The organism is Haloarcula pellucida (genome assembly GCF_014647235.1).
Taxonomy (GTDB): Archaea; Halobacteriota; Halobacteria; order Halobacteriales; family Haloarculaceae; genus Haloarcula; species Haloarcula pellucida.
Genome location: NZ_BMOU01000007.1, coordinates 234,465 through 255,151 on the forward strand (window position 1 = coordinate 234,465; position 20,687 = coordinate 255,151).

At 62.9% G+C, this 20,687-nt stretch carries 20 protein-coding genes; 9 read left to right on the top strand and 11 right to left on the bottom strand.

Annotated features, from left to right (window positions below):
- Nucleotides 1-39 precede the first annotated feature (39 nt).
- The 3 genes from IEY28_RS19585 to IEY28_RS19595 all read left to right on the top strand — a co-directional run bounded on the left by IEY28_RS19585 (nt 40) and on the right by IEY28_RS19595 (nt 3,173).
- On the top strand, nt 40-909 hold the full coding sequence (locus tag IEY28_RS19585; RefSeq protein ID WP_189001810.1) for a hypothetical protein: 870 nt from the start codon (nt 40-42) through the stop codon (nt 907-909).
- 89 nt (nt 910-998) lie between these two features.
- Entirely contained in the window at nt 999-2,255 is a 1,257-nt protein-coding gene (locus IEY28_RS19590) for a hypothetical protein (RefSeq protein ID WP_189001811.1), read from the top strand.
- A gap of 3 nt (nt 2,256-2,258) precedes the next feature.
- Nucleotides 2,259-3,173: a hypothetical protein gene (locus tag IEY28_RS19595; RefSeq protein ID WP_189001813.1), complete on the top strand. Its 915-nt coding sequence runs from the start codon at nt 2,259-2,261 to the stop codon at nt 3,171-3,173.
- A gap of 279 nt (nt 3,174-3,452) precedes the next feature.
- Here the strand turns inward: IEY28_RS19595 and IEY28_RS19600 are convergent, their stop codons facing one another.
- From IEY28_RS19600 to IEY28_RS19610, 3 genes are all read right to left on the bottom strand, one after another.
- On the bottom strand, nt 3,453-4,460 hold the full coding sequence (locus IEY28_RS19600) for a DUF7961 domain-containing protein (protein ID WP_189001814.1): 1,008 nt from the start codon (nt 4,458-4,460) through the stop codon (nt 3,453-3,455).
- A 153-nt stretch (nt 4,461-4,613) separates the two neighbouring features.
- Entirely contained in the window at nt 4,614-6,182 is a 1,569-nt protein-coding gene (locus tag IEY28_RS19605; RefSeq protein ID WP_189001816.1) for a globin-coupled sensor protein, read from the bottom strand.
- Between the two features lie 93 nt (nt 6,183-6,275).
- Nucleotides 6,276-7,817, bottom strand: coding sequence for a hypothetical protein (locus IEY28_RS19610; protein ID WP_189001818.1), 1,542 nt, complete (start codon nt 7,815-7,817; stop codon nt 6,276-6,278).
- Nucleotides 7,818-7,961: 144 nt separating this feature from the next.
- Between IEY28_RS19610 and IEY28_RS19615 the strand changes: the two genes are divergently transcribed.
- Together IEY28_RS19615 and IEY28_RS19620 are read left to right on the top strand one after the other, a co-directional pair.
- Entirely contained in the window at nt 7,962-8,399 is a 438-nt protein-coding gene (locus IEY28_RS19615) for a TRAM domain-containing protein (protein ID WP_166967364.1), read from the top strand.
- Between the two features lie 48 nt (nt 8,400-8,447).
- On the top strand, nt 8,448-9,230 hold the full coding sequence (locus tag IEY28_RS19620; RefSeq protein ID WP_189001820.1) for an SDR family oxidoreductase: 783 nt from the start codon (nt 8,448-8,450) through the stop codon (nt 9,228-9,230).
- Here IEY28_RS19620 and IEY28_RS19625 read toward each other — a convergent pair.
- On the bottom strand, nt 9,227-9,460 hold the full coding sequence (locus IEY28_RS19625; RefSeq protein ID WP_189001822.1) for a hypothetical protein: 234 nt from the start codon (nt 9,458-9,460) through the stop codon (nt 9,227-9,229). The genes IEY28_RS19620 and IEY28_RS19625 overlap by 4 nt on opposite strands.
- Before the next feature lie 319 nt (nt 9,461-9,779).
- A complete protein-coding gene (locus IEY28_RS19630; RefSeq protein ID WP_189001824.1) occupies nt 9,780-10,079 on the bottom strand; it encodes a DUF7091 family protein in 300 nt (99 codons plus the stop codon).
- 243 nt (nt 10,080-10,322) lie between these two features.
- Here IEY28_RS19630 and IEY28_RS19635 point away from each other — a divergent pair, with 243 nt between their 5' ends.
- The 3 genes from IEY28_RS19635 to IEY28_RS19645 all read left to right on the top strand — a co-directional run bounded on the left by IEY28_RS19635 (nt 10,323) and on the right by IEY28_RS19645 (nt 12,734).
- Nucleotides 10,323-10,946 carry a hypothetical protein gene (locus IEY28_RS19635; protein WP_189001826.1) on the top strand — a complete coding sequence of 208 codons (624 nt, stop codon included), beginning with the start codon at nt 10,323-10,325 and terminating at the stop codon, nt 10,944-10,946.
- 234 nt (nt 10,947-11,180) lie between these two features.
- On the top strand, nt 11,181-12,122 hold the full coding sequence (locus tag IEY28_RS19640) for a replication factor A (RefSeq protein ID WP_189001833.1): 942 nt from the start codon (nt 11,181-11,183) through the stop codon (nt 12,120-12,122).
- A complete protein-coding gene (locus tag IEY28_RS19645) occupies nt 12,123-12,734 on the top strand; it encodes an RPA family protein (RefSeq protein WP_166967376.1) in 612 nt (203 codons plus the stop codon).
- Between the two features lie 30 nt (nt 12,735-12,764).
- On the opposite strand, the gene IEY28_RS19650 is transcribed toward IEY28_RS19645, so the two are convergent.
- Entirely contained in the window at nt 12,765-13,181 is a 417-nt protein-coding gene (locus tag IEY28_RS19650) for a VOC family protein (RefSeq protein ID WP_189001835.1), read from the bottom strand.
- A gap of 127 nt (nt 13,182-13,308) precedes the next feature.
- On the opposite strand from IEY28_RS19650, the gene IEY28_RS19655 reads away from it, so the two are divergent.
- Nucleotides 13,309-13,740: a DUF8146 domain-containing protein gene (locus IEY28_RS19655; protein ID WP_166967380.1), complete on the top strand. Its 432-nt coding sequence runs from the start codon at nt 13,309-13,311 to the stop codon at nt 13,738-13,740.
- A gap of 111 nt (nt 13,741-13,851) precedes the next feature.
- Here the strand turns inward: IEY28_RS19655 and IEY28_RS19660 are convergent, their stop codons facing one another.
- Genes IEY28_RS19660 through IEY28_RS19680 form a run of 5 tightly spaced genes read right to left on the bottom strand, consistent with a single transcriptional unit; the run spans nt 13,852 to nt 20,576 of the window.
- The gene (locus IEY28_RS19660; RefSeq protein ID WP_189001837.1) at nt 13,852-15,216 is read right to left on the bottom strand and encodes a lysine N(6)-hydroxylase/L-ornithine N(5)-oxygenase family protein; all 1,365 of its coding nucleotides are present in this window, start codon (nt 15,214-15,216) and stop codon (nt 13,852-13,854) included.
- Nucleotides 15,213-15,845: a GNAT family N-acetyltransferase gene (locus IEY28_RS19665; protein WP_189001839.1), complete on the bottom strand. Its 633-nt coding sequence runs from the start codon at nt 15,843-15,845 to the stop codon at nt 15,213-15,215. The genes IEY28_RS19660 and IEY28_RS19665 overlap by 4 nt, the downstream gene beginning before the upstream one ends.
- Nucleotides 15,842-17,650, bottom strand: coding sequence for an IucA/IucC family protein (locus IEY28_RS19670; RefSeq protein ID WP_189001841.1), 1,809 nt, complete (start codon nt 17,648-17,650; stop codon nt 15,842-15,844). The genes IEY28_RS19665 and IEY28_RS19670 overlap by 4 nt, the downstream gene beginning before the upstream one ends.
- A complete protein-coding gene (locus tag IEY28_RS19675; RefSeq protein WP_189001843.1) occupies nt 17,647-19,134 on the bottom strand; it encodes a pyridoxal phosphate-dependent decarboxylase family protein in 1,488 nt (495 codons plus the stop codon). The genes IEY28_RS19670 and IEY28_RS19675 overlap by 4 nt, the downstream gene beginning before the upstream one ends.
- Complete coding sequence (locus IEY28_RS19680) at nt 19,131-20,576, bottom strand: diaminobutyrate--2-oxoglutarate transaminase (protein WP_396275541.1); 1,446 nt, start codon at nt 20,574-20,576, stop codon at nt 19,131-19,133. The genes IEY28_RS19675 and IEY28_RS19680 overlap by 4 nt, the downstream gene beginning before the upstream one ends.
- Nucleotides 20,577-20,687: the final 111 nt, after the last annotated feature.

A 20,687-nucleotide genomic window follows, 5' to 3' on the forward strand; every position in this document is an offset into this window, starting at 1 on the left:
TTGAGTCGTAATATATATTATATGAATACCAATTTAAGTATGAATGACGATGCCGGTGGCTCAATCAAGTCCGCAGTCACGTTTGTTGGGTATTATTTACTCCCACTCTCAGCTGTTGTAATCTTAGTTTCTGTTGTTGCTGACAAAGTACTACTTAATGGTTCATATATTGTCCAACCTTCGCTATCATTCGCTAAAACTAACGAATCTACACTAACAGTAATTCTATCTGGATTACTTCTGTTCGCATACCTCATGCAGTATCAGAACCAGCGGATACAAAGAGGTATCATGGACAGGCAGGTTAGGCTGATGAGAGCAGGGTACACTCCTATTTTAGGAGTTTCCAGCCGAGAATGGGGCGCTGAGAGAGCGGAAGCCGGTGACGATCCAGGTCAAGACAAGGCAAATCGTTTGTTTCTCGACCTATCCAATTCAGGAAATTCCACCGCCCGTGACCTCCGCCTATGGACCGGACTGTCCTATAAATCGACTAAAGACTTAGACTACGACTACTGTCCATACTCGTCACCACTACGACGAACAAGTGATGCGTCTTGGTGGCATTCTGATGAAGGCGGTGCGTTAGCACAAACGGAAGATAATTCAGTTGAGTTCAAAACAGATCCGAAAGTCCAGCGAGTGGAGAACGGTAGATTAAAGTTCAATCCTGCGCGGAAGGAAGTATTTCTCCATACTGCTCTGGAAAGTCTGGAAGAGGCTGGTGTGAAGAATATCGAAATAGCTCAAGTCCTCAAGTATACTGCTACTACTGGATCTGAAGAGGAAATCTATCTCGGAGCATACGAAGCGGACTTATCGAATTTAAAGAGTCACGATATGTGGCTGTACCGAGCACAAGAAAATAAAGAAGAGCGTGTTGAAAAAATACGAGAAAATACTGTGTAAACATCACTATGCTGGGTATTAGCATGGAAATTCATTTGTAGCCCCAGAGGAAACTTCACTTCATACCACCGACTCACATCTTACCAACAATGACTGACCCTTTCAAACAATTGGAAGACGCCTCGACGAAGGAGATTATTAACGTCTTCATTAATCACGTAACAAAGACGGATGAAGAGATCGCTGAAGAAGGACGAGAGAAAAAAAAGAAAACTACTGAACTAAAAATCTACATAGCAGAGAATCGGGGCTTTGATCCAGAGAAGCTCAATAGCCGAATTCTAACTCTTCTTGAGTCTGAAGACACGAACCACTATCCTACAAAATACTTCAACGAACATAATTTTGAGATAGATCAACTAAACGAAGATACGTACCATTTGGGCATCTCTACCCCGAAGTACGAACGATCTGACGATTTCGTTTTGGTCAATTCGGATGGCTATCTGAAGGCACTTACTGTAATTCGGAAGAAGTGGGCTGAAAACACAATAGAAAAACTAATTAAATATATCCCGGAGCTTGATCGGCTGTTCTTGAGTTCTAATGATCTTGAGTCGATGGTTCGTCCAATAGATAAGAGGGATTTAACTGGGTTTACAGCTAAGTTCCAGCCCTTCTACAGCGACGAACAAGTCAGCGTCCAAGTCCATGGAGGTAGTAAAAACCATCTGGAAAAAGTAGAAAGCCAATTTAAGGCAAGACCGAAGCGTATTGTTTTCAGTCAGAGAAACAGTCCTGCTGAGGCAGTTAAAGGAGCAGTTTCACAGGATGGTTATGCTTCAATCCCACGGGTCAGGAGAGGTTCAGAGGATGTAGGATTTGAGGCGATTGATGACTTAATTGACCGATACCAGAGGCGAGATCAGGAGAATTTCTCAGTACCATATCGGCCTGAGAGAATCACACCTGGAGACAGATACATTCTCAAACAACAGACGCTTGAAGATTCTCAGGACAATCAAGTCACAGATGGTGGTCTCTCTGAGGCTCTGAAGAGACTTGATCAGGGGAGTGTCTTGGAAGGGTTAACAATCTGTGAGCTTGAGGAAAAAATGCCTGATGATGGTTATCCTGATGATCAGGCTGTCGCTGAAAAATTAAAAGAAAATATATTAGAGTATAAACAGAGGTATGCTTACTCTGTCTGTGGAGATGGCAATTTTATGGTCTATGACAGGGAGTTGGGTGAATCATTTGAGATTATCATCTCAGATAAGAACATTCGTGTCTATACAAAATCGAATACAAGCTCCCGGAGTCTACGTGACTTCTATGAAGTCATTGATGCACAGTTTAATTCTACCTACGATGTCAATCATATCAGCAAGAAGGTGCGGGCTTGAAACATGGAGGCGTGGGATATCCAAGAATATCATCTGGAAACTCACAACCTGCTTTACTCGGTGATATTCGGTGAGCTTGAAACCGGATTCGTAGATATTGGGTATCAGGTTGTCGGAGAATTCACACGCTTGGAGGATCAGCGAAATAATACAGAGATTGAACCATGTTATACTATTTTTGACGGGAACTCTGTTGTTTTCTTTGATGTTCTAGAGCCGGGTGATATCACTAGCGAAGAAATTGATCGGATATCAAGCTATAACCAGATTGGTTTAGAGGCTGTAGAGAATCACATCGACAATGTAGAAGTCTCTGATCCAGATCTTGACCACAACGATATCGAAAACTTTGATCACTGTGTTATCTGCCGGGAAGAACAACTAACGCAACAAGGTAGTGGAACTGCCGAACAAAGACAGCGATTAGAACAACTTGAGCGAGAAGCCTGTATTGCGAGCGTGGAGAACGGCGAATCTCTGATAAAAAGTAGCGGTTCAATCCGTGCTGACAATCTCGATAATATTCTTCAAAGGGGTGTCTCCGTTCCAAATAATGTCTCGCATACAATCCATCTGCCGAGACGAGTTCAACCCGAGTCGCTGGCGGTGGCGATCTGCGAGGAAATCGTGCTGGGCTCAGATCTCCGAGATGGTGGCGTTGAGCTGGAATATGCCGATATTCGTAAGCACTTCGGCAGAAGTATATCATATGACAAATTGGATGACGTTTTCGCGTATCTTCGGAATAAAGGTGCCTGCCGAAAGCGAGACGAGTCTTTCGCCTTCACCAAGTACGACTTGGACGACATTATGGGCATCCGATCTGAAGTTGAAGACACCTCTGTACAGGATCACCTAGAGGGTAGAAACGAAACTGGTGAACAACGAACGTTGGACGAAGCTTATGGACAGGAGTAGTACTCTCTGCTGTACCTATCGTTTGATAATCTTAGTTTATACCTTTGGAAAATTATATTCTACCCACCCACCGGTGTCTCGTTTCATTTTCACCACACAAGACTCTGATTTTTATCCCACACTGATTTACTTTAGACCCCATGCCACTTGATGATTGGATACGTTGCCCTGCTGGATGCGATGCCAGCATCAACGCTGTAACCCTCCCGAATAGCCGGATAGGCTTCCACTGCGTACCTGAACGCGTCGAGGACGAGTACCGAACCGTCGACGGCTAGCTCACTCGCTCGCGATAAATTCCATCTCGTCGTGTGAGTAGCTGTAGGTCGACAACTCCTCTGCTTCACAGTGGTCCTTGAGATTAGCCGGTGATACCTCGTCACCACGCGGACCTTCGTAGACGACACTCACGTCCTCGCCGTCGACGTCGACCACGACCGCTGGATCCGGGTCGTCGTGCGACGACTTGATGACGTAGTCGCCGACTGTGAACGGGTTGTCTGCGAATTTCAGATTCGCGTGCTTGTAGGTGTAGAGACTCACGTCCTGGTCGTCACAGTACGAGGAGAACAGCGCCGGGTCGATGTCTCGCCAGTCTCCTGGTCCCTCGTCGAGTGAGCTGGGGAAAGTCACCCTGACTCCTTCACCGTCCAGTTCCTGTCCGTACAGTTCGATCTGCGTCTCCGGTGGGAGCACCTCGACGACGACGCCGACAGACGACTCCTCCTCGCCTCGTTTCTCGACACGATCTCCCGGCTGGAACGGGTTCTCGGGCTTCTGGTTCATGTTCGCCGTGTTCGGTCCGAGATCCCGAAGTTCGTTCATCGGGCGAGTCGCTAAGTGTTCGAGTTTGTCCGGAGAGTTGCCCGAGAACTGCTGTTCGGTCTCGACCTTCGATTTTAGCGTCTCGACTCGCTCCCATCCCAGCATGATCAGACTGTCCTCGTTGTCCCGATGCCACACCATCACCAAAATATCGTCATCTGAATCGTTCTCGACCAGCGTTTCGGGATGGAAGGCAGATACGTCACGCGAGGTCTTCACGTCGATCTCGTACCCGAAGACTTCGAAATCGTGTCCGGAGAAACTCTCGGGGTTGCATCTCCGAATCGCGTCCTCGTTCTTCCACTCCCACATCTCTGCTGGGAGATACTCTCGACAGAACTGCTCGAAAGCGATTTCACCCAGGTTCCCGATCCGTTTGGCGTCGACGTCGTCGGCACCCTGTTTGACGGCTTGGTGATTGGCACGCTTTCGGTCGATCTCGTCGGGCGTGAACTGATACACACCTCAGATCGCTGTCTCTACGAGTATGAATATTACTGCTAACTCACGCGAAAATAGGGCGCATTGGCTCTGTCGGAATCCTATTGGTTCGACACATTTCCCGCTGAATCAGCCGTTAGAGAGGATCGTGTCTCGAACAGAATCGTCTCTCCGCTACTCCGTCAACCGACTCACGGTCTGGCTCACGTCTTCGATGGTCGCGGCCTGTTGTTCGTTGGCGGCGGCGATCTGCTGGGCTTCGGCGGCGACGGTGTCGGCCCGGTCGACGAGGTCGTCGAGCATGCTGGCGACCTCCTCGGTAGTGGCGGCCTGTTCGTCCGTGGCGTCGGAGACCTCTCGGATGCCGCTTGCGGTCTCCTGGACGGCGTTGGCGATGTCGTCGAGCAGTTCCATGGCTTCGGAGACGCGCTCGAACCCGCGTTCTATCTGGGCCGTCGTCTCGTCGAGGCTGTCGACGGTGTCGTCGGTGTCGTCCTCGATGGCGGCGACGAGCGCCTCGATTTCGCTGGCGCGCTCCTGGGACTCGCCGGCCAGTGACTTCACCTCGTCGGCGACGACGGCGAACCCGGACCCGGCCTCGCCGGCGCGAGCGGCCTCGATCGAGGCGTTCAGCGCCAGCATGTTCGTCTGGTCGGCGATGTCGTTGATGACCTCGACGACGGCGTCGATCTCGCTGACGCGGTGCTGGAGGTCGTCGAGGTCGTCGGCCACGTCGTCGACGGCGTCGCCCACGTCGTCCATCACGCTCATGGCGTCGTCGGCGGCGTCCTGCCCGTCGTCGGCCAGTTGGCGAGCCTGTTCGCTGCTGGTCTCGGCCTCCGAGGCGCTCGCAGCGACCTCCTCGACGGTGGCGCTCATGTTCGACACCTCGGTCGCGATAGACTGGACGCGCTCGGACTGTTCTGTGGTCACGGCCGATATCTGCTGAGAGGAGTCGGCGACGTTGTCGGCCGAGCGCTGGAGGTCGTCTATCGGCGCTTCGAGGTCGCGTTCGACCTCGGCGGCCAACTGTTCGCGCCGCTCGACCTCCTCGGAGAGTCGCGAACTGTAGGAGTGGATGTAGGTGTCGGCCACGACCTGCATGTCGAGGTTGATGATTCGCAGGACGGCGCTGATGTCGGCCCGGAGGTCGGCTATCGCGTTCTCGACGACTGCGTCGACGCCGGCGAGGGTGTCGTCAGTCTCGGACGAGCTGTCGGCGCTCACTCCCCCGTCGGTCGCCGTATCACCGACCACCGACGTCAGTTCGTCGTGGATGCGGTCGGTCGTCCGTTCGGTCAGCAGCGGGAGGATGAGATCGTAGTACACGCCGTACTGGCCGATGTAGTGTTTCATCGGCATATCCAGCATGTCGTGGAGTTTGCCGATGCGGGCGCGGTTCCGGAAGTACTCGCGGCCGTACTCGCCATCGGTCAGCGTCGCGAAGTACGCCTCTTGTGTCTTTCTCAGGGCGTCGATACCCTTCGGTGAGCGACCGATAACGTCGACGGTGTCCTCGTACTGGGTGAGGTTGTCGTAGAACCGTTCGCCGATCTCGGGGGCGTGGGCCTCGAACAGCGGCCCGAGATCGGCCAGCCGAGCCACGTCGTCGTCGTCGAACCCGAGGAATTCCTTGCGCCGGTCGATTTCGGCCGAGTCGAGGCCGATATCTGTCACCAGCCTGTCCGCGTCGATTTGATCGTTGAGCCCTCCCTGACCAAACATCGATGCGTAGTCTGCCATGTCGGATCAGAAATTACTGCACCACTTATCTCTTCGCGCGCGAGTTTCACTGACGATATTGGTGCAGTGGTCCGTACTGACGCCGGCACGTGGTTATCGATGCCGTCGTCCGGGCAGCCTACCGGGACGGTCACGCCAGAGGAGGCCGGTCAGGACGAGCCAGACGGCGAGGACGGCGAGCCAGAGCGGCAGCGGCGCGTGTGGGCGCTCGGGGGTACCCCGGTCGGCACCGTCCCCCGAACCGTTGGCGACGCCGAGTCGGTCGGTCGCCGTCCGATCGTCCGATAGCTGTTCCTCGCTCTGCGGCCACGCTGTGCCGTCGATCCGGGCCGCTGTTCGGTCGTCGCTCCCGTCGCCCATCGTCGCCCGGTAGGGGTCGGTCCCGCGCTGTCGCTCCGCGTGCGTCGAGACGCCGTCACCGTCGGGGTCCGCTGGGACGGACGGTGCGGGGCCGGTGACGGCCTGCCGCACGAACGCGTCGAGGTCTTGGCCCGCGACGGCGGAGACCGTCTCGGCGAACACCGAGAGAGTGAGTCGCTCGTCGGACCGGGAGAGCCGTCGGAGGACGGTCGCGAAGGTGCGTTCGCCGTCCGTCGCCTGTCGGATGTGGACGTCGAGGGCGGCGACGACGCGGGTTCCCTTGTCGTACTGGACGTCGGGCGAGGACCACGTCGACGGACGGGTGAGGTCGGCGTCGCGGTACCGGTCGGTCGTCACACGCCGTCGGTAGCGGTCGTAGTCGATGCGGCCCTGCTGATACGTCATCCGGGCGGCGTAGTAGTCGGCGCTCCCCTCCTCGAGCCACGCCATCCCGGCGCTGGTGCGGTAGGTCTGGCGCGTGTGACGGTACTCGTGGACCCAGACGTTGGTCGGCACCCCGACGCGTTCGCCGGCGTTGACGAGGGCGACGGGCGCGCCGTTGGAGGGGGTGTACCCGCCGACGGCGAGACTGTTGGGCGTGACGAGTATCGTCACTGCGTCGTGGGCGTCCCCGATGGTGGTCGAGCGCTGTGCGTCCTCGATGGTATCGAGGACGGCGACCGGGTCGGGTTCGAGTGTCGCCGCGTCGGGGACGACCAATCGCACGGTGCCGTCCGGCGTCGTCCGGGTTATCGTCTCGTGGGGGCCGACGAAGACGGCCGTCTCCCCGCCGACGCCGCGCTGGCCGGCCGCGACCGCCATCGTCTCGTTCCAGCCGGGGTCGGGGCCGGCCTGCCAGCGCCAGCGAGCGTGGAGCGCGACCTCACGGCGGACGACCAGCGCCCACTCGGCGGTGTCCGCGGTTCGCTGGCCGTACGCCGTCCGCAGGCCGACCGGCACGGTGTAGGTCACGGAGACGGTGTTGCTGCTGCCGTCCCAGCGCCAGCGACTGCCGGTCGACGCGAGGCCGTCGGCGCTCAGAACCGTCGTGTTCGTCGGTGTGCGGACCGAGAGGTCGCTTACACGGTCCGGCACGTCGACGACGGCGGTGACCTGCACGCGGCCGACCTGCTCCGGGAGGCGGTCGACGACGTAACGGACGTCCATCGACTGGACGTCGTCGGCGGCGTTCGCCTGCGACTCGGTGGCCAACACGGACGGAGCGCTGACCAGAATCGAGAGACACAGCAGGACTGCCACGGCGTGGGACCGCATGTGTGTTTGCTCCTCGCTATCGTGTGACAAATTGTCGCTCCAGAATGAAAAAGCGTTCCCCGGGTGAACGCGCGTTCCCGCCGGTGAACTGCCGCCCTCTGGCAGGTCGCAAGCGTTTTGCCCGCGGCCCATCTACGCGATGCTATGCCCGACTGTCCGCTCGCAGACGAATGCCCCAGTTTTACCGAACGTATCGAGGGCATGGGCTGTACGCACTACGGCGACCGAGGTGGCGCCGAGTGGTGTAATCACTACAATCAGCCCATCTCGGACCTGAAGAGTCAACCCGTCAAGCCCGGACAGGAAGTCGTCGTCACCGTCGACGACATCCACGAGAGCGGTGCCGGCGTCGGCCGGACCGAAGACGGGTTCATCGTCATGGTCGACGGCGTCCTGCCGCCGGCGAAGTCCAAAGTCCAGATAACCAAGGTCCGCTCGAACCACGCACGAGCGGAGGAACTCGAACGCCTCGAACTCGACGAGGAAGACAGCGAGGACGACGATGAACGGGGCTATCAGGGCGACGATGACGACGAGGCGGACGAACGGCTCGGCAGCCGCGACAACTTCTGGGGCAGCTAGGGACAGTCACCACGGAACTTTTTGGGTCACTCGACCGTCGGGTCGGCTATGGACCTCGAACTCGACGGCAACGCCGCACTGTGTACCGCCGCGACGAGTGGACTCGGCCTCGCGAGCGCGGAGCGACTCGCGAGCGAAGGGGCCGACGTCGCCGTCTGTGGCACGACGCCCGAACACGTCGACCGGGCGCGCGAGCGGCTGACGGCGGCCGGTGACGGCGACGTACTGGCCGTACAGGCCGACATCACCGACCGCGACGAGATCGAAGCACTCGTAGAGGAGACTGTCGAGACGTTCGGCGGCCTCGACCACGTCGTCACGAGCGCCGGCGGTCCCGCGCCGGGGTCGTTCCTCGACACGACCGAACGGGAGTGGTACGGTGCCTACGACGTACTAGTGATGAGCGTCGTCTGGACCACGCGGTTCGCCTACCCGTACCTGCGCGACTCCGAGGCCGGCACCGTCGTCAACATCACCTCCCGGTCGGTGCGTGAGGTCATCGACGACCTCGTCCTCTCGAACTCGGTCCGGCGAGCGGTCATCGGGCTGATGAAGACCCAGTCTCGCGAGTTCGCGCCCGAGGTGCGGGTCAACGCCGTCCTCCCCGGCGCCCACGAGACGCCACGCATCGAGGAACTCGTCGAAGACGCCGTCGAACGCGGGGAGTACGACTCCTACGAGGCCGGCATCGAGTCGTGGTCGGACGCCCCGCTGGAACGGGTCGGCCAACCCGAAGAACTCGGCGACGTGGTGGCGTTTCTCTCCTCGCCCCGGTCCTCGTACGTCACCGGGACCGCCCTCCCGGTCGACGGCGGGTCGATGCGGAGCTAGCGACCGGGCCGCTCGAACCGGTCCCTGCTGGACCCGCCCCCGGCCGCGAGTTGCCAGACCAACAGCCCCAGCGAGAGGAGTGCGACGGCCGCCGTCGCGATGTAGCCGGTTCCTCCCACCTCGTACAGGTGTGCTGGAAAGAGAGCGGCCAGTACCAACAGCCCGACGGCCGAGAAGCCGGTCAGCAAGGGAAGGACCGTGAGCCAGAAGCGCCGCGCCATCCCGTCCATACTGCCTGCGTCACCGGCGACGGTAATGACACTTTCCCCGACAGTGGGTCCGCGCTGGCCGCCGACGATCCCGAAACCTCGTCCAGTTGAAACACACCTTTCCGTCGGTCCTCGGGGCGTCTCGCTCGAACGGGATCTCGATGAATGGCGAAATATGGGTGACACACCTGCTGGGAACGGGGCCTCTCGCCGACAACTGGTCTGTGTGACCGACGTGCAAACCCCCCCGTTTCCACTGCGGACCGGCGCGACCGGAATCGTTCGACCAACTGTTACTTCCGGGACCGTTCCTCGCCACCTCGGCGCGGGCCGAGGGCAGTCACCACGTCTCGACGGTGCCGTCGCGGATGTCTTCGACACAGCCCTGACAGTCGGGGTGGTCGGCGTCGAAACAGTCGGGGCGAGAGACGGGGTCCAGCGAGACGGCGCGGCGCTCGGCGTGACGTCGACAGACGATTCGCGCCCGCCCGTCCTCGTCGCGGGGGAGGCCGGCCAGCGCGGCGCGTTTTCCGTCGCTGTACGCGCGCTTCGCCTCGGAAAGTTGGTCCCCGACCGACCGGAGCGTCCCCTGGATGAACCGCCCGAGTCGGGCCTCGTCTCGTTCGTCGCCGTCGCCCATACCGCCACGTACCGACCGGCGGCAAATCAATCTTCTCGCGTGCCGGGGGCCGCGCGAGTCGCCTCGCGGGCCGTCGCCGACAGTCGCCCGAGGGGACCACACGAACGGACCGATAATCCGCGTTAACTCGGATTAAACGGGCGTGTAGAGCGGCCAAAACGGGCTAAATATCGTTAATCCGGCTTCTCCGCTTGCCCCCTTGAAGTGTGGCCGGTCCAGAGGGCCGAGCGGAGGCAAGACACGATGAAGCTCACGAAGATTGCCGGCGCGCTGCTGGCCGTGCTCGTGGTCACGGGCTCGGCGGCGGCGCTGCCCGCGGCCACAGGGGTACAGACCGACGACACCACCGACGCGGCGGCCGACGGCACCGTCGAGGTGGACGCCAGCGCCGATAGCGACGTGAACGCCAGCGCCGACGCGAACACCACCGTTGACGCGAACGCGAACACCAGTGTGAACGCGACGGCGAACGCGAGCGCCGCAGCGGCGGCCGACGCCGAGGAGACCAACGAGTCGAACTCGGCGAACGGGAGCGAGGCCGCCGAGCAGGAGCGGCAGGGCCAGCCGAATGACGTCGGCCCCGACGGCGAGCGCGGCCCGCCCGCGGACCTGCCCGAACAGGTGCCGGACTTCGTGGCCGAGATTCACGCGCTGATTCAACAGCACGTCGCCGGTGACCTCGGCGGGACCCTCGGCGAGCAGATTAGCGACGTGACGCCCGACGATGGAGCGGCGGGCAACGCGCCCACTGACGTCGGCGAGAACGTCGACACGAACGCCAACCCCGACGGCGAGGTGGACGCCGACGCCAGCGCCGAGGCGAACGCCAGCGTGAATGCGACTGCGGACGCCGGCAGCGACCAGTAACGCTCGCGTTTTGCGCCGACGGTCGGAGACCTTCGTTGCAGTTTTCCGGGCGCTCCGCTGACAGCGACAGCGAGTGCCGGTAGCGGGCGTTCTCGACTCGCGTCCCGATGTGGCTCACGATAGAGCCGCTGTCGACCGGTTTCACTTTCACCGTGCCGGGGGAGGGTTTATACATGAAGCCGACCAACCGTCGAATGTCTCCCATCGAAAACAAGGCGGAGACAGTGACAGCACATGACCGAATCAGATTTGCGTACCCAAGCGGAAGAGATACACGAGCAGTTTACCGACCAGCTAGACATAGACGTCGACGACGTCGAGGAACGTCTCGACACGCTGGTCAACGAGTACAAGGTCCCCCTCAACGAGGCACGCCGGAGCGTCACCAACACGTACCTCGACGAGGCCGGGATGGACCGCGACCAGCTCGGCGGCGGTGGCGGCGGCAACGAACAGGTCGAGGTGGCCGACGTCGACTCGCCCGAGGAGTGGGTCGACATGCGCGTCACCGTCGTGGAACTGTGGGACCCGCGCGCCGACGCCGTCGCACAGGTCGGCTTGCTCGGCGACGAGACGGGCACTATCAAGTTCACCAAGTGGTCGAAATCCGACCTTCCAGAACTGGAGGAAGGGAAGTCCTACAGCCTCCGGAACGTCGTCACCGACGAGTACCAGGGCCGCTTCTCGGTGAAACTCAACCGGACGACCACCATCGAGGAACTCGACGAGACCATCGAAGTCGGCGACGACAGCGTCGAAGTCGAGGGCGCACTCGTCGACATCCAGTCGGGGTCGGGGCTGATCAAGCGCTGCCCCGAGGAGGACTGCACCCGCGTCCTCCAGAACGGTCGCTGTAGCGAACACGGCGAGGTCGAAGGCGAGTTCGACCTCCGCATCAAGGGCGTCTTAGACGACGGCGAGGACGTCACCGAGGTCATCTTCGACGAGGAGGCCACGGAGAAGCTCACCGGCATCACCCTCGAAGAAGCCAAGGAGATGGCGATGGACGCACTCGACACCACCGTCGTCGCAGACGAGATGCGCGAGGACATCCTCGGGCGCTACTACCGGGTCACCGGACCGACGTTCGGCCGGTACGTCCTCGCGGACGACCAGGAGCGACTGGCCGGACCAGTGGATGCAGACGAAGTGCTGATCAAAGCGAGGTCGATCTAAATGGCGAGCACACCAACCCGCGAAGTCGCCCGACGCGTCTTCGCCCGCGAGTTCAACGACGCGAGTTACACGTTCAAGGAGTCCGACGACGACCGCGCCCCGGTGTACGTCCTCCTCCCGACGGGCCAGCGCGCCAACCGCGTGTTCCTCGTCGGAACCCTCACCGAGACGGAAGACGTCGGCGAGGACAGCGAGTACTGGCAGGGTCGTGTCGTCGACCCCAACGGCGACACGTTCTTCATGTACGCCGGGCAGTACCAGCCAGACGCCGCCTCGATGCTGCGGGAACTGGAACCGCCGGCGTACGTCGCCGTGGTCGGCAAGCCACGGACCTACGAGACCGACGAGGGCGACGTGAACGTCTCGGTCCGCCCCGAGTCCATCTCGCAGGTCGACGAGGCCACGCGCGACCGCTGGGTCGTCGAGACGGCCGAGCGAACGCTTGAGCGTATCCGTCGGTTCGGCGACGCCGACCCCGAGGCCCCCGACGTCGACGAGTACATCCAGATGGCCCACGAGGAGTACGGCGACGACGTCGAGCGGTACCGACAGTCCGTCGTCGGCGCTCTAGAGAGCATGCAGGACGAGCAAGCGGAAGCGAGCGCCGACTGAAGCCGGCGCCCGCGGTTCGGTCTGCTCGTCTCAGGTCTCAAGCAGTTCGACCAGCGTGCCCTCCGGGTCCCGCAAAAAGCAGATGCGCGTCCCGCTCTCGGTCGTCTGTGGTTCCGAGAGCGTCTCCACGCCGTCGGGCAGGCCGTCGTAGACCGCATCGAGGTCCTCGACTTCGAGGCCCAGGTGGGTCGCGCCGGGTCGGTTGAGGTCGCCGTCGGAGCGGGGCTCACCTGCAGGCGTGTACTGGACGAGTTCGACGCGGGCGCCGCCGGCGTCCAGATGGGCGAAGTCGGCGCTGGCGCCATCGACGCCGACGCCGGTCGCGAACGCCTCGCCGCCGACGGAGAACCGTGAGACGACCTCCAACCCGATGACGTCGCGGTAGAACTCGACGGCGCGTTCGAGGTCGCTGACGGTGACGGCGTAGTGGTGTGCGGTCGCGTCCATGTGCGAGGCGGGGAGCGGGCCGGGCTAAATTGCTTCGCTCTTCGGGCGAGTTTATTCCGCCCGTCGCCGCTGCGTGCCAGCGTCTGACAAACGATTAAATACGATGAGTGACGAGTAGGACACAACGATGGGGAACAAGAACAAGACCATCTCCTTTCGCGTGAGCGAGGACAAGTTCGAGACGCTCCGCGAAATCGCGGAGGAGCGAGACATCTCCCTCTCTGCGGTCTTTCGGGACTACGTCGACACGCTGGTGGCCCACGACGGGCAGGTGAAGGTCGCGCCGGAACACGAACTGGAAGACGCAGCCGAGGAGAGCAGTACCGAGAGCTTCCCGCCGAAAGTCGAGGTGCCAAAGAGCTTCGTCCGCGAACACGAGCGCCTCGAACTGGAGGCCGAACACCTACGTGAGCAACTCGAAGAGCACAAACGCTACGTGACGAAACTCCGCCAGCAACTCGACGAGATGGACCAGGACGAGGTCATCCACTTAGAAGACTTAGACGAGGGCGACGAGGAAGACGCCTCCTACCGCATCGGCAGTTTCGAGGACGTCTGAGACGCGGTTTGGGGCCGCCACCGACCGCTGTTTCTCCGCGCTTCTTCGTCGGCGGCTGTCATACGTCTGTACTCAGTGCGTCTCGGACGCCGTGTCGTTGGGGTTCCTGAGTTAGTCGTCCTGCGTGGGGGTCGGTTCCGGGCCACGCTGTCGGGTGGTGTCGGGGGCGTGTTCGACGAACTGTTCGACGGAGAAGTCCTGATAGACGGTGTCCGCGTCCTCGGGGTAGGCCTCGCGGCCGAGGAGTCGGTTGACGAACCGCGCGTTGCGGTGACAGCCGAGGCCGAGGTCGGGGACGCCGACGCCGTGGGTGTGCAGGTCGGCGTTCTGGAGGAAGACGTCGCCGGGCACGTCGATTTCGAGGCGGTGGTCCTCGGTCACCTCGAACCGGCCCTGCTCGTCCCACGAGATGGCGTCTTCGAGCGGTTCGAGGAACCCCGGCATGGGGCGCTCGTAGCCGGTCCCGAGGACGACGACCTCGCTCTCGTGGACGAACGACGTCTCGGCCTGCCACTGGTGACAGTCCAGCGCGTAAGCGTCGCCGGTCGACGCGATGTCCCGCACCTCCGTCATCGCGAACAGGCCGACGTCGGGGTCGCGGTCGCCGATGGACCGACGGTAGAGCAGGTCGTATATCTCGGCGCTCGTCCCGGGGTCGACGCCCTTGTACAGCAAGTCCTGATTCGGGACGAGGTCGTCTTTGGTCTCCTGCGGGAGGTCGTAGACGTACCGCTCGTACTCGGGCGTGAAGTGCTGGAGGCCGAGTTTCGAGTACTCCATCGGGAAGAATCCATCAGAGCGGGTGAGCCAGTCCAGCCGGTAGTCGTGGGCCGACTGGCGTTCGAGCAGGTCCCGAAACACCTCGGCGGCGCTCTGGCCCGATCCGACGACCGTGACGGAGTCCGCGTCCAGTACACGGTCGCGGTTGAAGCGGTACGTCGCCGTGTGGAAGACGTCCTCCTCGGGGTGGCCCTGCAGTTGCTCGGGAACCTGTGGCCGACTGCCGACGCCGAGCGCGAGGTGTTCGCCGCGATACTCGAAGCGCTCGTCGGTCTCGGGGTGGCGTGCGGTGACGACGTAGCACTCGTCGCGGTCGTCCCAGCGAACGTCGGTCACCTCGCGGCTGAACCGACACGAGTCGAGACGGTCGGCGACCCAGCGGAGGTAGTCGTCGTACTCCCGGCGGGGAATCTGGAACGTCTCGTAGAAGTAGAACTCGTAGATGCGGCCCGTCTCCCGCAGGTAGTTGAGGTAGCTGTGGGGGTTGGTGGGGTCCGCGAGGCTCACGAGGTCGGCGAGGAACGGCACTTCAAGCGTCGTCCCCTCCAGCAACATCCCCTCGTGCCAGTGGAACTCGGCGTCGCGTTCGAGGAACGCGGCGTCGACGGCTTCCTCGACGCCGTCGAGCATGGCCGCGAGGCCGAGGTTGAACGGGCCGACGCCGACGCCGACGACGTCGTGGACCGTCCCGCTCATCCCCACACTCCCGTGGTCGGGACGGCCGTGGCGTCTGCGAGAACCTCCGACTCGAAGTGGTCGCGCTCACAGACCAGCAACAGGGCGTCCTTCTCGGCGTCCTCGAAGTGGAACTCCCCGCGTGGCTCGAACCCGCACTGCTCGAAGACGTGGACGACGCGGTCGTTGCGCACGTCCGGTTCCGCGACGACGCGTTCGGTCTCGGAGTGGCGGAACTGCATGGCGACGACGGCCCGCAAGAGCGAGCGCGCGTAGCCGTTCCCGAGATACTCCTCGGGGCCGACGAGCAGGTGGACGCCCTGGTCGGCCGGGTCGGCGTCGTAGTGGGCCGCGACGTCGTCCTCGGCGGCCCAGTAACACTCCCAGTAGCTCATCGGGACGTGATCGAGACAGCCGACGTATGGCGTGAGGTGGTCGTCGTCGAGTTTCGCCGCGAGACGGTCGCGGAACGCCGGCAGCGGCAGGTCGAGTTGCCAGTACGGCTTCACGTGGTCGTTGGAGAGCCACGCGTGGAGTCGACCGAGGTCACGCTCCATCGTCGCCTGCCGGACCGATATCGTGCGGTCGATGCTCGGGTCGTAGGTCTGGTAGTCGTACGCTGTCGCGATAGTCGCGTCTGGTCCTGTCATGCGTCGAGTTCGGTGACGAGCGGGTTCGTGACGTCCGCGTAGACGGACTGGTTCTCGATGTCGTTCTCCAGTTCGTCCAGCCCCCGGAAGCGCGTCAGCAGGTTGGCCTTACAGGGGACCGTGGGCGATTCCAGTAGCGGGTCGAGGAACTCGGAGGTGGGGCGGTCGTACCGGTCGCGAGCGCGTTCGAGTTCATCGCGGAGAGACGACAGCAGACGCCGTTCGTCGACGAGGCCGGCGCTCCCGAACGCGTTGATGACGTCGAAGGCGTTGTTCAGAACGACGTAGTACCGCAGGCGTTCGTCGGCGACGGCGTCCGCACAGACGGTGTCCGCTCGCTCGCCGACGCCCGGCAGATAGTCCTCGACCCGGTCGTACTGCGATTCGGGGAAGTAAAAGCCCTGATTGTCCCGGTAGCGGAACTCGCTGGGGTAGCCCTCGGCGTCCAGCGTGAGTACCGAGTTCTGCTGGTGGGCCTCGACGCCGACGCCCTGTTCGAGGTAGAGCCACAGCACCGGCCGAATCGCGGTTTCGAGATACCGACGGAACCACTCCTCGCTGACGGCCGCCGCGGCGCGGTCCTCGCGGTCGGCGATGTCGGTGACGAGGCGACCGAGACGCGACTGCCCCACGACGGCGTCCTGACAGAGCGCCACGAGCGGGGTCGACCGCTCGGCGAGTTCGCCGCGGAAGGGGTTCGCCCGGAGGACGGTTTCCAGTCCGGACTCCCGCCTCTTTCCGACATCCAGCGCGAGATACGCGGGGTCCCGAACTACGTCGAAATTCGGGAACGCCGCGTCGAGTTCGTCGCCGAAGGCGGTATCGAACAGTTCCGCGAGGGCCACGCCCCGTTCGAGTTCGGGTCGCTTGTTCGTCCGGACGGAGTTGGTTATCTGGACGGAGAGCGAGGACTTCACCATGAACGGTGCGTCCGGGGCGTACAGCGTCCGGACCGACGTGGTCGGGTAGAACTCACGACCGACCGGTCCGAGGTGGGAGAGGCCGTCGCCGAGGTGTCGCCGGACGTGGGGTTGGTCGAGCAGGAAGTCCGCCTGCCACGGGTGGACCGGCAGCAGCACGTCTTCGCTCTCGACGTGGTTCTCGACGAACGAATCGGACACCGCTGGGTCCGCCCGGAGCGCGTCGTCCACCCACGTCGCCGCGTCCGTATCGAGGGCCGACTCGGCCGCGACGATGTCGGGCGACGCTCGGAAGTAGTGCAGCGGGAACGACCCCGCCAGTTCCGGCGCGTACGTCTCGCGGTTCCGCTCGGCGATGCCCTGCCGACTCTTCGGCGTCGGGTGTCGGTGGTGGCCGAACACCAGCGACTGCTCGGCCTCCCGGAACGTCTGGTCGATGGCGGCGTGCGGGTCGTCCGTCCGTGCAGTGACGAACGTCTCGACGTTTCGCTTGCTCCGGAGGACGCGCTCCAGTAACGCGTCCGGCACGGCCTCGCCGTCCCGTTCGAGCGAGAGGTCTTTCACCACGAGCGAGGCGAGCGTCGCCGCGTCCACCGGTTGGGTCGTTCCGTCGGGGAGACGGTACCGAACCGGTATCTCGAACAGGTGGCGCTCGGTCGGTGAACGGTGGACGAGCGGCGCGAGGAGGTCGACGCCCTGTTCCGGCAGGCGTTTCCGGAGGAGGCCGTCGGGACCCGGGTCGATGCCGGCCACGGGGTCTTCGTGTACCTCGTAGTCGCCGGTTTCCCGCAGATAGCAGTTGAGGAACGCGTGGACGGTGGCCGCGTCGGCCCGCTGTTCCGGGTCGACGGCGGCCGCCTCGTCCCGTTCGACGCCGAGGCTCATGCGCTCGCCCCCTGCTCCGTGAGCGTACCCCGTCCACAGTCCCGGAGTACGTCCAGCATCGCGGCGACGTCGTCGAGCGTGGCCGTCGGGTTCAGCAGCGTGACCTTCAGGCTCGTGACGCCGTCGACGTCGGTTCGGGCGACGACCGCTCGCCCGTCCGCCAGCAGTCGCCGCCTGAGGTCTGCGTTCAGCCGACTCACCGCCTCGTCGGTCATTCCGTCACGTGGCCGGTAGCGGAAGACGACGGTGCTCAGCGTCGGGTCCGAGAGCAGTTCGAAGTCCTCGGCGTCGTCGAGAAGCGCCGCCGCGTCGTCCGCCAGTTCGAGCGTCGACTCGACGAGCGCCCCGAACCGCTCGCGGCCGACGGCGCGAAACGCGACGTACGGCTTCAGCGCGTCGAAGCGGCGCGTCGTCTGGACCGACTTCGCGACGAGGTTCGGGACCCCGCCCTCGTCGTGGGTCTCCGGGTTGAGGTAGGCGGCGTTGCGCGCCATCCATCGGAAGTCCTCGCCGTCCCGGACCAGGAACGCCCCGCAACTGATGGGCTGGTAGAACAGTTTGTGGAAGTCCACGGCCAGCGAGTCCGCGCGTTCGATGCCCGAGAGCATGCCGGCGTGGTCGTCGGTCAGCGCCAGCGCGCCGCCGTAGGCCGCGTCGACGTGGAACCACAGGTCGTGCTCCGTGGCCCGGTCGGCGAGGTCGGCGAGGGGGTCGACGGCGCCGAAGTCGGTCGTGCCGGCCGTCCCGACGAGAGCGAAGGGCCGCCGGCCTCGGTCTGTGAGGTCGGCGAGCGTCCTATCGAGAGCGTCCACGTCCATCCGGCGCTCCTCGTCGGTCGGCACCGTGACGACGGCGTCCTCGCCGAGACCGAGGTGGTGGGCCGCCTGCTTCCCGGTGAAGTGGGCCGTCTCCGAACAGACGATGCGGAGCGAATCGGCCTCGGTCGGGAGTCCGTCGGCCTGTACGTCCCGACCGAACGCCCGGTGGCAGTACCGGTCGCGGGCGAGCAGGAGCGCCTGAAAGTTCGACTGCGTTCCGCCGCTGGTGAAGACGCCGTCCGCGCCGTTCGGGAGGTCGAACAGGTCACAGAGCGCGTCGACGACTCGCTGTTCGAGGACCGTCGCGGCCGGCGCCTGATCGAAGGAGTCGAGCGACTGATTCGCCGCGGTGAGCATCGCCTCGGCGGCCAGTCCCGGCACCATCGGCGGGCACTGGAGGTGGGCGCTACACCGCGAGTTCGACGTGGCGACCGAGCGTGCAAGCACCGTCTCGGCGACCTCGTCTATCGCGGCGTCGGGGCCGACGCCGTCCTCGGGGACGACCGGCGCGCCGAACTGTTCGGCGAGTGCCTGCGGCGAGTGACCCGTGTACGGCTCGTCGCGGTCTGCGACCGTCTCGACGACGGCGTCGATCGCCCGGGCCATCGCCTCGCGGTAGGCCGCATCGCCCGCCTCGGACCCGAGGAACAGGTCGGAAGCGCTCACGCCGCCACCTCCGCACGGGACTCCTCGTTCAGAACGGCGGTGACTGCCTCGTCGAAGATGGCTGCCACGTCGTCTATCTGCTCGCGCGAGACGACGAGGGGCGGGAGGAAGCGCGCGGTGGCGCTGTCGCGACCGCCGAGTTCGACGACGAGGCCACGGTCGAAACACTCGGCCTGGACGGCCGCTGCGAAGTCGCTGTCCGGCGCGTGCGGGCCGGCACCCTGCCAGTCGGCGCCCGGGTCGACGAACTCGACGCCGAGCATCAGGCCGCGGCCGCGAACGTCGCCGACGGCGTCGACGCCCTCGGCCGTGGTTTCGAGGTGGTCGCGCAACCGGGCGCCCATCTCGGCGGCGTGGTCGTCGAGGTCGTTTTCGAGGACGTAGTCGATGGTCGCCTCGCCGGCCGCCATCGCCAGTTGATTGCCGCGGAAGGTGCCGGCGTGGGCGCCCGGGTCCCAGACGTCCAGCGACTCGTCGTAGACGACGACGGCGAGCGGGAGGCCGCCGCCGATGGCCTTCGAGAGGGTGAGCACGTCCGGGACGATGTCGGCGTGTTCGAAGGCGTACGTCTCGCCGGTCCGACCCATCCCTGCCTGAATCTCGTCCAGAATCAGCGGGACGTCACGCTCGCGCGTGATGCGCCGTATCTCTCGAAGCCACGTGTCGGGCGCGGGAATCGCCCCGCCTTCGCCCTGCACTGGTTCGAGAATCATGCCCGCCGGGTCGGTGATGCCGCTCTCGCCGTCGTCCAGCAGGTTCTCGACGTACTCGCTGGCGATGCGAGCGCCCTCCTCGCCGCCGACGCCGAACGGACACCGGTAGTCGTAGGGGAACGGCAAATGGTGGACGTCGTTCATCAGCCCCGGTATCGGCTCCTTGGCGTCAGTGTCGCCCATCAGCGAGAGCGCACCGCTGGTCATCCCGTGATAGGCGCCCTGAAACCCGAGGACGCTTCGGTTTCCGGTGGCCGTCTTGACGAGTTTCAGCGCCGCCTCGACGGCGTCGGTCCCGGCCGGGCTACAGAACTGCACCTTCGCTCGCTCGCTGAACTCCTCTGGGAGGCTCTCGAACAGCGAGTCGACGAACCGCTCTTTCGCGGGCGTGGAGATGTCGAGCGTGTGAATCGGGTTCTCGGCGGCCAGTGCCTGCTCCATCGCCTCGACGACGCGTGGGTGGTTGTGACCGAGCGCGAGCGTCCCGGCCCCCGCGAGGCAGTCGTAGTACTCGTTGCCGTCCATGTCGGTCACGGTACACCCCTGCGCGTCGCGTATCGCCAGCGGCAGGTGTCGGGGGTAGGTCCGCGCGCTGGACTCCCGGCTGGCTTGCTGAGAGAGGATGGCGTCGTTGCCGCCGTCCATGTAGCTCATAGCATACTCCCTCCGAAACCGCTCGGTACGACCCTCTGATACCGCTCTCGTCGTGTCTTCGACTGTTGCATACAGTTTTAGGTCGGCCTAAAAGAACATAAAACCACTAGACTTTAGGCCGGCCTAAAGCAACACGCAGCGATTGTGTTTAGGGTGGCCTAAAAGGCACCGCTCCAAGTATTTAGG

Coding starts and splice junctions, on each gene's coding strand:
- IEY28_RS19615 (WP_166967364.1), top strand. CDS start 7,962: ATGCCCGACTGTCCGCTCGCAGACGAATGCCCCAGTTTTACCGAACGT.
- IEY28_RS19610 (WP_189001818.1), bottom strand. CDS start 7,817: ATGCGGTCCCACGCCGTGGCAGTCCTGCTGTGTCTCTCGATTCTGGTC.
- IEY28_RS19625 (WP_189001822.1), bottom strand. CDS start 9,460: ATGGACGGGATGGCGCGGCGCTTCTGGCTCACGGTCCTTCCCTTGCTG.
- IEY28_RS19605 (WP_189001816.1), bottom strand. CDS start 6,182: ATGGCAGACTACGCATCGATGTTTGGTCAGGGAGGGCTCAACGATCAA.
- IEY28_RS19595 (WP_189001813.1), top strand. CDS start 2,259: ATGGAGGCGTGGGATATCCAAGAATATCATCTGGAAACTCACAACCTG.
- IEY28_RS19635 (WP_189001826.1), top strand. CDS start 10,323: ATGAAGCTCACGAAGATTGCCGGCGCGCTGCTGGCCGTGCTCGTGGTC.
- IEY28_RS19590 (WP_189001811.1), top strand. CDS start 999: ATGACTGACCCTTTCAAACAATTGGAAGACGCCTCGACGAAGGAGATT.
- IEY28_RS19655 (WP_166967380.1), top strand. CDS start 13,309: ATGGGGAACAAGAACAAGACCATCTCCTTTCGCGTGAGCGAGGACAAG.
- IEY28_RS19660 (WP_189001837.1), bottom strand. CDS start 15,216: ATGAGCGGGACGGTCCACGACGTCGTCGGCGTCGGCGTCGGCCCGTTC.
- IEY28_RS19650 (WP_189001835.1), bottom strand. CDS start 13,181: ATGGACGCGACCGCACACCACTACGCCGTCACCGTCAGCGACCTCGAA.
- IEY28_RS19665 (WP_189001839.1), bottom strand. CDS start 15,845: ATGACAGGACCAGACGCGACTATCGCGACAGCGTACGACTACCAGACC.
- IEY28_RS19630 (WP_189001824.1), bottom strand. CDS start 10,079: ATGGGCGACGGCGACGAACGAGACGAGGCCCGACTCGGGCGGTTCATC.
- IEY28_RS19620 (WP_189001820.1), top strand. CDS start 8,448: ATGGACCTCGAACTCGACGGCAACGCCGCACTGTGTACCGCCGCGACG.
- IEY28_RS19585 (WP_189001810.1), top strand. CDS start 40: ATGAATGACGATGCCGGTGGCTCAATCAAGTCCGCAGTCACGTTTGTT.
- IEY28_RS19670 (WP_189001841.1), bottom strand. CDS start 17,650: ATGAGCCTCGGCGTCGAACGGGACGAGGCGGCCGCCGTCGACCCGGAA.
- IEY28_RS19640 (WP_189001833.1), top strand. CDS start 11,181: ATGACCGAATCAGATTTGCGTACCCAAGCGGAAGAGATACACGAGCAG.
- IEY28_RS19645 (WP_166967376.1), top strand. CDS start 12,123: ATGGCGAGCACACCAACCCGCGAAGTCGCCCGACGCGTCTTCGCCCGC.